This window comes from Ignavibacterium sp., assembly GCA_032027145.1.
In the GTDB taxonomy this organism is placed as follows: Bacteria; Bacteroidota; Ignavibacteria; order Ignavibacteriales; family Ignavibacteriaceae; genus IGN3.
This window is the reverse complement of sequence record JAVSMP010000001.1, coordinates 1,870,610-1,885,176: the sequence shown is the minus strand read 5'-3', so window position 1 is coordinate 1,885,176 and position 14,567 is coordinate 1,870,610. Positions and strand designations below refer to the sequence as shown.

11 protein-coding genes are annotated in these 14,567 nt (G+C 32.5%); 6 read left to right on the top strand and 5 right to left on the bottom strand.

Annotation, left to right across the window (positions count from 1 at the left end; translation table 11 throughout):
- Positions 1-48 precede the first annotated feature (48 nt).
- Genes ROY99_07810 through ROY99_07800 form a run of 3 tightly spaced genes read right to left on the bottom strand, consistent with a single transcriptional unit; the run spans position 49 to position 4,102 of the window.
- Positions 49-1,551 carry a flippase gene (locus tag ROY99_07810; GenBank protein ID MDT3696286.1) on the bottom strand — a complete coding sequence of 501 codons (1,503 nt, stop codon included), beginning with the start codon at positions 1,549-1,551 and terminating at the stop codon, positions 49-51.
- The gene (locus ROY99_07805; protein MDT3696285.1) at positions 1,548-2,873 is read right to left on the bottom strand and encodes an O-antigen polymerase; all 1,326 of its coding nucleotides are present in this window, start codon (positions 2,871-2,873) and stop codon (positions 1,548-1,550) included. Before ROY99_07805 ends, ROY99_07810 begins: the two co-directional genes overlap by 4 nt.
- 8 nt (positions 2,874-2,881) lie before the next feature.
- On the bottom strand, positions 2,882-4,102 hold the full coding sequence (locus ROY99_07800; protein MDT3696284.1) for a hypothetical protein: 1,221 nt from the start codon (positions 4,100-4,102) through the stop codon (positions 2,882-2,884).
- Between the two features lie 147 nt (positions 4,103-4,249).
- On the opposite strand from ROY99_07800, the gene ROY99_07795 reads away from it, so the two are divergent.
- The 6 genes from ROY99_07795 to secF all read left to right on the top strand — a co-directional run bounded on the left by ROY99_07795 (position 4,250) and on the right by secF (position 11,260).
- Positions 4,250-4,645: a cytidine deaminase gene (locus tag ROY99_07795; protein ID MDT3696283.1), complete on the top strand. Its 396-nt coding sequence runs from the start codon at positions 4,250-4,252 to the stop codon at positions 4,643-4,645.
- A 1-nt stretch (position 4,646) separates the two neighbouring features.
- Positions 4,647-5,222 (top strand): thymidine kinase, encoded by a 576-nt coding sequence (locus tag ROY99_07790; protein MDT3696282.1) that lies wholly within the window; start codon positions 4,647-4,649, stop codon positions 5,220-5,222.
- A 5-nt stretch (positions 5,223-5,227) separates the two neighbouring features.
- Positions 5,228-6,586 carry a nucleoside transporter C-terminal domain-containing protein gene (locus tag ROY99_07785; GenBank protein MDT3696281.1) on the top strand — a complete coding sequence of 453 codons (1,359 nt, stop codon included), beginning with the start codon at positions 5,228-5,230 and terminating at the stop codon, positions 6,584-6,586.
- Positions 6,586-7,407 carry a purine-nucleoside phosphorylase gene (locus ROY99_07780; protein MDT3696280.1) on the top strand — a complete coding sequence of 274 codons (822 nt, stop codon included), beginning with the start codon at positions 6,586-6,588 and terminating at the stop codon, positions 7,405-7,407. The genes ROY99_07785 and ROY99_07780 overlap by 1 nt, the downstream gene beginning before the upstream one ends.
- A gap of 750 nt (positions 7,408-8,157) precedes the next feature.
- The gene (gene secD, locus ROY99_07775; protein ID MDT3696279.1) at positions 8,158-10,092 is read left to right on the top strand and encodes a protein translocase subunit SecD; all 1,935 of its coding nucleotides are present in this window, start codon (positions 8,158-8,160) and stop codon (positions 10,090-10,092) included.
- Positions 10,093-10,117: 25 nt separating this feature from the next.
- Entirely contained in the window at positions 10,118-11,260 is a 1,143-nt protein-coding gene (gene secF / locus ROY99_07770) for a protein translocase subunit SecF (protein MDT3696278.1), read from the top strand.
- A 291-nt stretch (positions 11,261-11,551) separates the two neighbouring features.
- On the opposite strand, the gene ROY99_07765 is transcribed toward secF, so the two are convergent.
- Both ROY99_07765 and ROY99_07760 read right to left on the bottom strand, forming a co-directional pair.
- Entirely contained in the window at positions 11,552-12,004 is a 453-nt protein-coding gene (locus tag ROY99_07765) for an NYN domain-containing protein (protein MDT3696277.1), read from the bottom strand.
- A 2-nt stretch (positions 12,005-12,006) separates the two neighbouring features.
- Positions 12,007-14,562, bottom strand: coding sequence for a putative LPS assembly protein LptD (locus tag ROY99_07760; protein MDT3696276.1), 2,556 nt, complete (start codon positions 14,560-14,562; stop codon positions 12,007-12,009).
- Between the last annotated feature and the right edge of the window lie 5 nt (positions 14,563-14,567).

Sequence of the window (14,567 nt, the reverse complement as noted above, 5' to 3'; positions counted from 1 at the left end):
TTACTATATCTCAACTTTCTTAAAGAGAAAATTTCAATGTCCTTATTCCTACTTAATTTTCGTTTTAATAAATGATACAAGATAATTTTTATCATCATTGTCAATTATCGTTTTCCAATTGCCATACACAAATAAAGAAATTAGAAGCACAAATGAAATTATTTTGATTGTTAAAATGCTAAAATAATATACGATTAATAAACCAAAAATAAACATTGTAAAATTGAGTGCAATAACTTTTAAATTCAATGGAATATTATACTTAAAGTAGGAAATAGAAAACATTATTAGTGAGTTAATTATAGCACCGATCATGAATACAATTGCTCCACCAACTAAACCTTTAGTATGAATAGATAGATACATAATTGCAATATAGAATGGGAGTTCAATTAACATAATTATCGTTGATATTTTAGGTTTTCCAATTCCTTGGAAAAAACTATCTGGAATTGTTGAAAGACAATTTGCTAAGACACCAATAGATAAAAACTGAAGTATAAGTGAGCTATTATTGGCAAAATCTTCTCCTAACCAAAAGCTAATACCATCGTGAGAAAAAAATAATGTGAACAGAGTAATGGGGAAAATAATTAAAAAGGTCAATTTTATTCCTTTAATAAATAATCTGTTTGATTTTGCCTGATCATAAGAATATGTTGTAGAAAATAAGGGAAATAAAACACCAGAAAGAGCTACTGGAATAATTTGTACTTTTGTTATTATTTCATATGGAGTAGTGTAATATATTAATGACTTAGCAGATATTATTGAACTAATTAAGAATCTATCAGCATATAAAATAATTGGACCAATAATATTAGCAATAGTAATCCAAATACTAAAATTTATAACTGGTTTAATCGAACTAATTTTTATTCTGATGTGGTAAAATAAATCACTATTAACTTTTAAACATTGTATAAAATATACAATCCAAATTATTACTCTGATTACAATAAGAAAAAGTACTATCCAAAACAAATTGTTAGTAAACAAAAGGATGAAAAAAGGACCGATAAAAGTCATCACTCCCAAAGAGACTCTAATTATATTAATTATCCCAAACTTCTGATATGCTTCCAAAATACCTCTTAATCCAGCTGAGGTTGAGACAATTGGAATTGAACATACTAGTAAATAAAATGTACTTTGCGATTCGCTACTCATTCCTTTGGAGATACTAAATACTTCATTAAATGTTGGCACAAAGAATAATAATGAAACGGTAGCTAATAGACTAATACTCAACATTAAAAATAGAGATGTCCAAAATATTTCAGGAATTTGTTGAAACTTTTTTAATCCTAATAATTCAGCAACAATTTTTGTAAGACCTTTCCCTATCCCCAAGTCAAAAAAACTAAAATATCCAATAATAATCCAAGATAATGTAAGTACTCCAAATTTCTCATTACCGAGTTTAGTGATCAGTGGTGGAATAAAGAATATTGCACAAAGTACGGGTAATCCATAACCAAATAAATTATAAAATAAGTTTCTTACTATTGAATTCCGACTAAACTCAATTTGGTTTTCCTTTTTTTTCATCGTTTGAGTCTTTTATGGTAAACAAAAATTACTATTTTCTCAATTACTTTTATACTAATTATAATAAGTAAAAGACTGATAGACCAATAACTTGTTCTAGTAATCATTACTAAAAAAGAAAACCCAATAATTATATAAAGGTAAACCATTATTGATAGAATAATGAGACTATTATTTTTAAACAACCCATACCATAACCATGTAACAATTAGTCCTAAAAGAAACGGAATTAAAAATACACCAGTTAAACCAAAATCTGCATGCAGTTCGCGAATGTAGGTTCCTGTATTTATCCACATTGGCGTAAAGTAACCTTTCTGATAATCAGAAGATCTTTTAATAACTCCAAGTTTATCCAATATGTGATAGAATGTTAAAAATGTATTCTGCCCAAAACTTGTATTCTCTCCATCCCCTTGAGAATACTTGTTTAATACTCCAATATGACCACTTAGATAAAGATACAATGAAGGTGACAGAATTAAATTATCTTTAAATTGACTTAACGATCGGTTAGTACCAGAGTAAGTTTCTGTAGCACCACGGCTAAGTCTAACTAGTGATGCACTGGTAATAAATAATATAATCAAAAAAGTAAAGGAAATTAAAGCATTCTTTTTTGAAAACTTGAATAGTCTTACAGAGATAAAGTTTAATTGGTGCCTAAATAATAAAAAAGTAAAAAGGAATTCCATCAAAGCTAAGAGCATTCCTGCTCTTCCAACTGTAGCAACTTCTTTAATAATAATTCCCAAAAAAGGTAGAAAAGTTAGAAGAGTAAATTTTTTATTATACGCTGTATAGATCGCTGAAAAAAAAATGGACACATAACCAAAATTTGAAATAAATGGAACCTGCCCTTTAATACCCCCACGAGTATTCAATATATAAATCGCATTAGCATTAATTAAAACTCCAGGAATACTGCCAAATTTCTCAATTAAAATTATCCAATGTTGTACTGCACCAATAATACTTATAATACTAAAAAATAAAATTGCATATCTTACAGTGGTTCCTCCATCAACAAAAATTTTTACTGATTTTTTAGATTCTTCAGTGTTTCGTTCTACAAGTGGAAAAAGTTTCCTTGCGGAAATAATAGTAAAAATTCCAAAAATAAAACAAAGACAGGATGAGATTATATAAAACCAAGTAAGTGGAAGAATATCATCGTATGGGAACAGCTTCAAATCATAAAGTAATATCATAGTACACCAAATGATTACATAAAGAGAGAGATGATTAAACCATCTTTTAAATGTTATTCTTGCAATAACTATAGCAACTAACGATACAAAGGAGACTATTAAAGAAATCATTTTATAGATTAAAATCTTAGTCTATAAAATTTTGATATTTTAACTGCAAGACTATATAGCTTCTGCTGTAAAGGGTTTTTAAACTCTTTTAAAGATAATGTATGTTCAAATACAAAAATAGCAGGTATAAGAAATAGTAACATTAAAAACAACATACCAATGACAATCACACTTCTCTTAGGGCTATATTTTATTTCTGGAACAGTTGCTTTATCAATTAACATGATTGTAGGAATACTTTTCTGTTCTTCTACTTTTGCTTGCTCATACATTGGTAATACTATTTCTAATATAGATTGTTGAATTTCAACTTCTCTATAAGTACGCAAATATTGCATCGCAATATTTGGCATTTGCTTAAATGGGAAAAGTATATTTGATGATGAACCTAAATCATTAGAATTCTTTAACTCCTGTACTTTTTTCTTTAATAAATCGATTTCTGATTTAAGACCTAAATATTGAGGTGAGGTCTCACCATAACCATTTAAAACAAAATAAGATTCCATTTCTTTTTTCATAAGTTCAGATTCAATTTCTGCTGCGGCTTTAACTGTAACTTCAAGTTGTTCAGGAACAGCAACTATTCCGTATTTTTTTTGAAATTTAAATAATGAATCTTCTGCTTTCTTTAAATCTGCAACATTTTGAAGGTATCTTTTTTCAATAAATAGTCTGTTGTTTTTTGCTCGCTGAATATTAAACTCAATATTCATACTATCAACAAGTGTTACTAAATAATTTGCAATCTTTGCACTAACATTCGGATTTTTATTAATTACACTAAATTCAATCATCCCAAATTCATTAGGATTAGAATAAAGATCACTTCTAAAGGCTTTCAAAACTTCATCAAAATTATTATCATCTATTTCATAATACTCCACTAAATTAAACTTATTTATTACATCTACTAAAGCTGTCCGACTATTAAGAATTCCGAGTAACAGATCTTCTGATGTATTTGAAACACCAAATAATTTTGAACCCATTGAAGCTATTGATGATTTACCACCTAATAAACTTGATAGTCCACCCAATCCCATTTGGTTATCCGGAGGTATCATAATTGTTGCAGTAGCTTTATATTGATTAGGGATAAGAAATACTAATCCTGTGGTAATTAAGCCAACTACTAATAGATTAACTATTAAGAATCTCTTCCATTTAAAGAGAATATAAATGTAGTCAGATAAACTTGGGATTTTGTTTTTTACTTCATTTTCCATTTAAGGGCAATCTCTGAGATAGTTAACAATATTTAATACAAAGTTAATATAATTAGCCCAGATATGACAATACCAATTATTTTATATAACTCTCAGGTCTGATAATTTGAACTGAAAAAAATTAAGAATATTTTTCCGAATAGAATTATGGAATATAAGACACTAATACAAAAAGCTATTGAGGCAAAACGGAACTCTCATCCGCCTTACTCAAATTTTCATGTCGGGGCAGCACTTTTAACAGAGGATAATAAAATATATACTGGATGTAATATTGAGAATAGTACATTTGGCTTAACATTGTGTGCTGAACGGACTGCAATATTTAAAGCAATGTCCGAAGGTGAAAGAAAATTTACTGCAATTGCAATTGTAAGCGATTCACCGGATTATATAACGCCCTGCGGTGCTTGCAGACAGATAATATTTGATCATTGCGGAGAGATTGATATAATCTGCACTAATGGTAAAAACGAAAGTAAAATTTTTAAAACTTCAGAGTTATTACCATTTGCTTTTGGAGATAAGGATTTAAATAAATAATATGGAACCAACACTTCACGCTGTACCGAAAGAAACAGGCTGGATCGAAGCAATAACCGGATGTATGTTCAGTGGAAAAACCGAAGAACTTATCAGAAGGCTGAGGAGAGCCAAAATTGCCAGACAAAAAGTTATTATCTTCAAACCTCAGATTGATACCAGATATTCAAACAATGCTATTGTATCACATAGTGAGCAATCCCTTCCGTCAATAACTATAAAAGATATAAATGAAATTTTTGATTTTGTTGAAGATGCACAAGTAATTGGTATTGATGAAGCACAATTTTTTTCAAATGATCTGCTTGATGTTTGCAACAAACTTGCAGATAAAGGTAAACGGGTTATCGTTGCAGGATTGGATATGGATTACAAAGGAATTCCTTTTGACCCAATGCCTCAGATTTTATCAATTGCTGAGTATATAACCAAATCACTCGCAATTTGTGTTGTATGCGGCAATCCTGCTGACAGAACTCAGCGTAAAACAACATCACCTGAAAGAGTAATAGTTGGCGCTGCCGATGTTTATGAAGCACGCTGCCGCAAGTGTCATTACATCCCAACTGAGGAATAATACAAATGGATTTTGAATCTTTTTTCCGAGGCTTATTCGGATTAGCATTATTAATCGGAATTGCCTTTCTTATCTCTAATAATAAGAAAAGTGTAAACTGGAGATTAGTAATATCAGGTTTTTTTCTTCAGATAATATTTGCCATATTAATTCTACGCGGCGATTCATTAAGCCGGTTCTTTGCTCCGTTTGGATGGCCCAAAGATTTTTTCAACAGTGTCAGTTATGTTTTTGTATTAATACTAAACTTTACAACCGAAGGTGCAAAGTTTGTGTTCGGTAATCTTGCACTTTCTCCCGGTAACGAAGGCAGCACCGGAATGTTCTTTGCGTTTCAAGTTTTACCAACAATTATTTTCTTCGCTAGTCTGATGTCGGTTTTGTATTATCTCGGAGTAATGCAAAAAATTGTTCAGGCTATGGCTTGGATAATGGCAAAAGTTATGGGAACAAGCGGTGCTGAATCACTATCCTGTACTGCAAATATTTTCGTGGGACAAACTGAAGCCCCTCTTATGGTTAAACCTTTTATAAAAGGAATGACACAAAGCGAGCTTCTTACAATAATGATCGGCGGGATGGCTACAATTGCCGGAGGTGTAATGGCAGCTTATATTCAAATGCTCGGAAGCGCTTATGCTGCCTCACACGGGGTTGAATTGTTTACAGCACAACAGATGTTTGCTACACAATTACTTGGTGCAAGTTTTATGGCGGCTCCTGGTGCAATGATGATTGGCAAAATCCTGATTCCGGAAACTAAAGAATCAGAAACTAAAGGAATAGTAAAAGTAAAAATTGAAAAAACATCTAAAAATATAATTGAAGCTGCTGCAAATGGTGCCGGTGATGGATTACAGCTTGCATTGAATGTTGGTGCTATGCTTATTGCATTTATTGCTTTTATTGCATTGATAAACTATTTATTAAATGGTCTTGGTGATTTAATTGGTTTGAATGCTTATTGCATTGCTAATTTCGGTCAGCCGTTAAGTTTTCAATTATTGATTGGTTCGGTAATGCAGTTTATTGCTTTCGGAATTGGTGTACCCTGGCAGGATGCTCTTTCATTCGGAAGTTTACTCGGAACGAAAGTAGTCCTGAATGAATTTGTTGCTTATTCTGATATGAGCACTCTTGTGCAAACCGGTAAGCTTGTAAATGAAAAATCAATCCTTATGGCTACTTATGCTTTATGCGGATTTGCAAACTTTTCTTCTATCGCAATACAAATAGGCGGGTTAGGTCCGCTTGCACCAAACCGCAGGTCTGATATTGCAGCTCTTGGAATTAAAGCAGTTGTCGGAGGAGTAATTACTACTTTATTAACTGCAACTTTAGCAGGATTGTTCTTTTCATTCTGATGATTAACTTAAATATTAAATACAAAAATCTTATTGATTATTTAAAGTCAGAAATACCATTTGAACCTGAGATTGCAATAATTTTAGGCAGCGGTCTTGGAGATTTTGCTGAGCAGGTTAATATTAATAAATCCATTTCAACTTCAGATATTCCCGGTTACCCGGTTTCAACAGTTGTTGGACATAAAGGGAAAATACATTTTGCAGAGTATGAAGGTAAGAAGTTGATTCTTTTTCAGGGCAGAGTTCATTTTTATGAAGGGTATGATATCGACGAATGTGTTATACCTGTTTTTATTTCGTATAAACTTGGTGCTGATAAACTGCTGCTAACAAATGCTGCTGGCGGAATAAACAAAAATTTTATTCCCGGCGATTTAATGCTTATTACATCATTCAATGGCATTTTAATCAAAAAGGAATTAACTGATCTGATCGGTCTGACTAATCCAATAGCAAAAAACAATTTTGTTGATCTGCCAAGTGCTGATTTAAATGTAATCATCAAAAAAGCTGCGATCCGTGAAAACATCAGACTTGCAGAGGGCGTTTATTTTTATACAAAGGGTCCAACTTATGAAACTCCCGCTGAAATTAATTTTTTTAAGGCGTTTGGAGCAGATGCAGTTGGTATGTCCACTGTTCAGGAAGCAGTTTATGCTGCATATCTCGGAATAAAAGTATCTGCTGTTTCCTGTATTACTAATTTTGCTGCAGGTATATCAAATCAAAAGCTCTCACATTCCGAGGTTACAGAAACTGCTGACAGAGTTAAAGATACTTTTGCAAAGCTTGTTAAGGCTGTTATTAAGTCTATATAATAACTCTGTAAATATTTCACTCCTAACGGAGTATTATTTTTACCTGCATTAAATGTTATTTAGTTAGAACTGAAAAGTTAACCCATTGGAACACGGATTGAACAGATTAAACTGATGTTAACTGATTAATCAATTTTTTGCCAATCTATTAAACTCTTGCTGGAAATAATTTTAAAACATTTTTAAGCTAAGCACTCTTAATCAAATTTACTACTTTAATAAGTATGCTTAAAGTTTAGGCAGCCTTTCTAAAATATATTATGCATTTCAACAGAGAATACAAATCTTTTTGATTTACACCGATCCAACCTCTGCTTTTTATCATCATTTAGATTATCAGAAAACTAAATCATCCCAAAATTTAAATTATAATTTAAACATTAATGGTATTGATTGATTATACTAATTATGATATGTTTGTAGTGTCGCTAGAAGTTAGATCCTCCCCCAAGTCTATCTTTTAGGATAAACCCGGTGGCTTCGGTTGCCGGGACTTTTTATTTTAAAGTCACTTGAAGCAAGATTATTTTTATTCAGCAATACCTGAACTTTAAGTTTTCCATAATAATCACAATTGAATTATTGCTTTGATGATAATAAATCAAATATCAATAAATCACACAAAAAACTGCATTATTATCAAACGAATTGCCCTTAACCCCTTAATTTTTATTGACTTTCTAAGACGTTAGCCTTAAGTTTGACAGCTATTTTTTTAAAGACCTTTTCGTCACAAATAATATACTATGTATGAAAGAATTCAGATTTAAAATCATTTTAGTCCTGGCAGCGGTTTTATTAAGTATTTACCTGCTTTACCCGACTTATCAGGATTATCAGAACACGAAATTTTTAACTACTGCTCTTGAAACCAAAAGAAATGAGTTAAAAAAGCAATATCCTGATTTACCAAAAGATAAAATCGAGCAGATTGTAACTCTTACAGAGGACAGTATTAAAGTAGCTGATCCTTCAATACTTGATGCCAGAAAAAAGAGAATTAAACTTGGTTTGGACCTTCAAGGCGGTATGAGGGTTGTACTGGAGGTTAACACTGCAAAATTATTAGAAAAGATTGCAAACAATCCTGATGATGTTTTCAAGACAGTAATTGCAGATGCTCAGAAAGAAGCTGCAGTTACTGATGAATCAGTTGTTAATATTATTGGTAGAGAATTCCAGAAAAGAAATATAAGATTAAGCAGGTACTATGGTACAATCAGACAAGAGGATAGCGAAATTCTTGATGAGTTAAAGCAATCTTCTGAAGATGCAGTAAACCGTGCAATGGAGATCATCAGAAACAGAGTTGATCAATACGGTGTTTCTGAACCTTCAATTTCAAGACAAGGTAGCAGAAGAATTATTGTTGAACTGCCGGGAGTTGCAAAAGAAGAAGAAGCCAAGCAATTATTACAGGGCACAGCATTGTTAGAGTTCAGATTGGTTAAGGATGCTGAATTAACCTTTCCTATTATGCAGCGTATTGATGATGTACTAGCTAAAAGAACAAAATCCGGTGTAAAAGATTCGATTGGTAATGATATTGCTTCAACAGAGAATTTAGAAAAATCTGATACAACTGCTGCTAACGATACAACAAAGCAATTATCCGAAGAAGAATTTAAGCAACAGCATCCATTCTTTTCGGCTGCAGTACTAAATCCGCAAAGTCCTTTTGCTGATGCTTATGTAAGTCAGGAAGATAAAAATAAAGTAGAGTATTGGTTAACATTACCCGAAGTCCAAAAAGTTATTCCTGATAATGTTGAGTTTGTATTTTCAGCAAAACCTATTAACACACAGGATGCAAAAAAGATTTTTGTACTTTACCTGGTAAATAAAACTCCTGAGTTGACCGGCGGTGTTATAACAGACGCACAAGCTAATCTTGATCCAAATACTTCTTCACCAATTGTAAATATGGAAATGAATTCAGAAGGTGCAACTGAATGGGCAAGAATTACAGGTGCAAATGTAGGAAAACGATTAGCTATTATGCTTGATGGGGTAGTTTTTACAGCTCCGAATATAAAGGGTAAAATTCCGGGCGGCAGATCACAAATTGAAGGCTCTGCAAATCTTGATGAAGCAAAACTTTTAGAGATTGTTCTAAAAGCAGGTGCACTTCCGGCACCGGTTGATGTTATCGAACAAAGGATTGTTGGACCTTCACTCGGACAGGATTCTGTTTCAAGCGGGTTTAACTCTGCGCTGTTTGGCTACCTACTTGTGGGTTTATTTATGATATTGTATTACAGACAAGCCGGAACAATAGCTTCGCTTGCACTTGTTCTTGTGTTACTTTTTATCTTAGGAGTATTAGCCGGATTCAATGCTACTCTTACATTACCAGGTATTGCCGGTATTGTGTTAACAATTGGTATGGCTGTGGATGCCAACGTTCTTATCTTTGAAAGAATTAGAGAAGAAATGGCAACAGGTAAAACAATGAGAGCATCTGTTGATAGCGGTTTCTCCAGAGCATATTCTGCAATCATAGACTCCAATATTACAACATTCTTTACAGGAGTTATTTTATATCAGTTCGGTACCGGTCCTGTTCAGGGTTTTGCATTAACACTTATGATTGGTATTGCTACTTCGTTATTTGGTGCATTAGTTATAACAAAACTTATGATGGACTACCTTGTTGCAAAGGGAGCCAAAATCAGTATCGGTTAATTTTTATTTAGGAGTTAAATCATAAATGCGAGTTTTTCATAATTTAAATGTAGATTTTTTAAGTAAGAGAAGATTTTTCTATATGGTCTCTCTTGCTTTGTTCTTAATCGGATTAGTTAATATAATTTTCCGCGGGTTAAGCTTCGGTATTGATTTTAAGGGCGGTGCAGAAATTGTTCTGCAGTTTGATAAACAAATCAATATTTCACAGATAAGAACTAATGTTGAAAATATCGGACTTGGCAATGTTGAGGTAAGGACTTTTGGCGGAGAAACCGGTGTATTAATCAGGACTGAAATGCAGGATATACCTGCTGATGTTTATCCTAAAGTAGTAAACAATATTGAAGAAGATATTAAACAGATAGTACCTGGTGTTGCTTTTAATGTTGTAGAAAAAACTAATAATTCTGTCACCTATTCATTCCCAACCCCCGATACAACAAACCTCGTTGTTAATCAGTTAGCTTCGTTTGGATTCCAGACAAGTAAAGTGTCTGAGGAACTGAACAATACACAGATGAATGTAAGAGTTGCTATTTCAGATTGGATTAAAATAAACTTAAAAGATAAGTTTAAAGACAATGAGTTTATTGTACTTAAAGAGGATAAAGTAGGACCAAAAGTTGGTGAAGAACTAAAACGCGATGCTGTAATAGCAGTTTTATTATCGTTATTAGTAATACTTATTTATCTCGGATTCAGATTTAAACTTGTATTTGCAGTTGCAGCAGTTGCTGCTTTGTTTCACGATGTGTTAATCACATTGGGTTTATATGCAGCTTTATACGGGGTAATCCCGGGGTTAAATCTTGATATAGATCTTTCGATAGTTGCAGCATTTTTAACTCTTGTTGGTTATTCAATTAACGATACTGTTATTGTATTTGACCGTGTAAGAGAGAACCTGAAACTCCATAAAACACAGTCAATATACGAAGTGATGAATAAGAGTATTAATCAAACTATGAGCAGAACAATAATTACATCTTTCACAACTCTGCTTGCAGTATTTGTTTTATTATTGCTTGGCGGAGATGTATTAAGAGCTTTTGCATTTACACTTCTGTTTGGTATTGTTATCGGTACGTATTCATCCATATTTGTAGCTTGTTCATTCGTTTTTGAATATTCTGAAAAATCAAAAAAGAAAGTTCAGTTTTCATAAAACTATTTTGGTATCAATTAAAAAAAGCCGGTGAGATTACTCATCGGCTTTTTTTAACTACTCAACTACTCACTCCTTCCCCCTTTAAGAAATTGAAATTGGGATGAGTTTAAAGAACCTGATATAACTTTATTCTATAAGAAGTTTTTTTAGTGAAAAGTTTTTTCTTTATCAATCTAACTCACCCTTCTTCACTCTCTTAAAAAGAGAGGGAACACCTGCCCCTTCTATTCCTTAGAGAAAAAATCGGGGGATGAGTTTAATAATTATTTTTTCCAAATACATCATTCTTTAAACACCAAACAATTTTTTAAACTCATCATCATTTTTCATTGAGTCAATTATTGATTGTTCATCCTTATCTGATTTATTACAGTTTAACTGTCTGGCGAAATCTTCGCTTTTAATTACTTTGCAGGAACATACTTTTGCAAACTGACCAAGATTGGAATCAGAAGTAATAACTGTTATTGTTCCAGGTGATTTAGATTTTTCAATTTGATTTTTAATTTTTTCATCTGCTGTATTACTTTCTGAGTATATCAATTTAATTTTTCCGGCGTTTATCTTTATCCCGGGATATCCATCAAAATGCAGACTAACATTAGTCTTTTTATCGTGAAAAAATCGTTCTATCATTAAGGCAAGTTTTTCTCTTGAAGCTTGTTTGTCCTTTTTCTGAATTTTTGAGAGACTGCTAATTTTACCGATAAGATTATTTCCGTCTATTATATAACCCGTCACTGTTATCTTCCTTCAAAGAACTGATCACGTTTTGTTACTTTAAGATCCTGTAACTGAGGTGCTTTAACTCTAATCTCAAAGTTATATCCCCGGAAAGTACCTATTGGATTCCAGGTAAAGTTCATAACCCAGCAGTGTAGATCACGCGAGATTCTTATCTGCGGTGCTGAAAATTCATGTCTGGTTAAATCATAGCTGCTTGTAACGGAAAACTTCCACTTCGGAGTTAGATTAAAATTAAAGCTTCCGCTTATATTTGAGTTCTTATTAATTCTTGATGGTAAGGGACGCGATTCGTTGTAATTATAATTTAGCGAAAGATCCCACGGAATAGAAAAATCAGCTTCCTTCTCATTATACAATCCCTGATAAATACTTCTTTCAGATGCTTGTAAATATTGATCCTGCTGTAGTGTCGTTCGTGTATCTGTTTCGGTTGATTTAATTCTTTCACCTGAAATTGAGAAAGACATCGAAAAACTTAAGTTGGTTAATCTCAATAATCCTTTACCCTGATCGATTAAATATTTATTAACATTTCCTTTCTCATCATAGTCGTAAGGAGAAAATGAAGTAGAAGCCTGCATATTGAATATATCACTTACCTGTGTCTGATATTGTAAATTCAAATTGGAAAATTTGAATTCCTTAGCAGCAAAGTTATAACTTATATTGGCTCGTACATCCAACAATTTAATCTTATTTGCTTTTGATGTTGTATCAGTTGGATCAGTTTTTGTTTTCATCTCAAAAACATTCCCGACTGAAAAACTAATACTCTGCTGTTCCTGTCCTGAAGGTTTACTGAATATTTCTCTCTCAAATTTGTTGTATTCAACAATCTTACCTGATGAATCAACATAAGAATCATAATAACCCCAAAATGGAGTAGAAAAATCAGGTGAATAATTATAACTGAGCGATGGTGTTACAATATGTCTTATTGCTTCAATTCCAAGCGATCTGATATTAAACATTCCATAAAATTTAGTTGAGGCAGAAACACCCATCGAAAAAGTTCTGACCAAATTAATTTCATTTACATCATCTGTCTTAATAAAATATTTACCTGAATCATCGACAGCAGGTGATCTCTCAATACGCTTATTATACCAGCTTTCATTATACCTGAAATTTGGAGAAATACTAAAGTAACCGATCTTCGGAGATAATGACGCATTAATGTTATGTTGTATTCCGCCTCTGATATTAAGATGACCAGCTATTTTCTCCCTGTTATTCTGAAACTGACCTGAATAATTAAATCCAAAACTTTCATACCATTCCTGCCCGCCAGTATTTTTCCTGAACGGATATTTTTGTGCAAGTGAAAAAGACAGACTTGGCAGAACTTCAGAAATATTATTATTCTCAAAGTTCTGTGTTCTTGAATAACTGATTGACATACTGTTGCCTGATTCTTCCCACTGTTTGAAGTAAGTTGCATTTGAGAATGCTTCATTCCTGAGAAGTTCGTTAACATCACTTATGTTACGCTGGATTTTATTACCCGATAAGAATTCAAGTTTAGCATCAAAACGAGATGTTGGTGTAATTGTCTGATTATGATTCCAGCGAATCCGCCAATCGGTACTTTCAGATCTGTTTGCATCTGTTTCTTCACCAAGTACAAATCTCCCATAACTTCCTTCAACATTACCGGAATAATTATAACGTTTCGAATATCGAAATCTTGAATCAAGTTTAAAGCTTCCGCGAGTATAATAATCAGCAGTAAGATTCACATCTGTATAATCATTAATCGCCCAGAAATAACCAAACCTTGAGAAATATGTTCCATATAATCCATCAGAACCAAACGTTGGAGGGATAATGCCTGATCTTCTGCCGGATTCAATCGGAAAAACCGCAAAAGGTAATGGTATCGGTAAAGGTACACCGCCAAAATTTATAAAAATCCACTCAGCAATTAGTTGTTCTTTATGAATCACCTTCATCTTACTTGCGGTAAAATAATAATGAGGACACTCCTTATCGTCGCAGGTTGTAAAAATGCCATCCTCAATAAAGTAAGTTTCTTTATCAACTTTTTTAATCTTTGTACCGGTATAACTTGAGCCATCCTGCTCTGTCTTTGCTAATGAAATAATCCCCTGCCCTGTTTTAAAATTATATTTCATAGTTTGACCTTCGTACACTTCAGTACCTTCTTTAAGTACAGGAGTACCGTCAAGTTTACCTTCAAGAGTATCGGAGGGAACTCCCACAGCATTTATATTATTTGAGTTAAAGTCAATAAATATATTTTCACTTTTAATCTCGGTAATCTTATAGTTAATACTGCTCTTTCCGTATATATTCATTTTTTTTTCTTTAACAAAAAATATCAATGAATCTTTTGATGCAGCAAAAACAGTAGTATCAACATCAAAGGTTTTGCCGGATGGTTTTGGAATTGATAAAGTATCAGTTAAAGTTAATATGGAATCAGAAGAGACTATTAATGAATCGGTTTGCTGTGAAAAGAATTTTTCCTGCAAAAGAAAAAAAGCAAGAAACGACAACAAGTAAAAACTATAATTTCTTTTAATCAACATCTGAA

Bases quoted from the DNA above. Each gene is read 5' to 3' on its own strand.
- ROY99_07810 (MDT3696286.1), bottom strand. From the start codon at position 1,551: ATGAAAAAAAAGGAAAACCAAATTGAGTTTAGTCGGAATTCAATAGTA.
- ROY99_07805 (MDT3696285.1), bottom strand. From the start codon at position 2,873: ATGATTTCTTTAATAGTCTCCTTTGTATCGTTAGTTGCTATAGTTATT.
- ROY99_07800 (MDT3696284.1), bottom strand. From the start codon at position 4,102: ATGGAAAATGAAGTAAAAAACAAAATCCCAAGTTTATCTGACTACATT.
- ROY99_07795 (MDT3696283.1), top strand. From the start codon at position 4,250: ATGGAATATAAGACACTAATACAAAAAGCTATTGAGGCAAAACGGAAC.
- ROY99_07790 (MDT3696282.1), top strand. From the start codon at position 4,647: ATGGAACCAACACTTCACGCTGTACCGAAAGAAACAGGCTGGATCGAA.
- ROY99_07785 (MDT3696281.1), top strand. From the start codon at position 5,228: ATGGATTTTGAATCTTTTTTCCGAGGCTTATTCGGATTAGCATTATTA.
- ROY99_07780 (MDT3696280.1), top strand. From the start codon at position 6,586: ATGATTAACTTAAATATTAAATACAAAAATCTTATTGATTATTTAAAG.
- secD (MDT3696279.1), top strand. From the start codon at position 8,158: ATGAAAGAATTCAGATTTAAAATCATTTTAGTCCTGGCAGCGGTTTTA.
- secF (MDT3696278.1), top strand. From the start codon at position 10,118: ATGCGAGTTTTTCATAATTTAAATGTAGATTTTTTAAGTAAGAGAAGA.
- ROY99_07760 (MDT3696276.1), bottom strand. From the start codon at position 14,562: ATGTTGATTAAAAGAAATTATAGTTTTTACTTGTTGTCGTTTCTTGCT.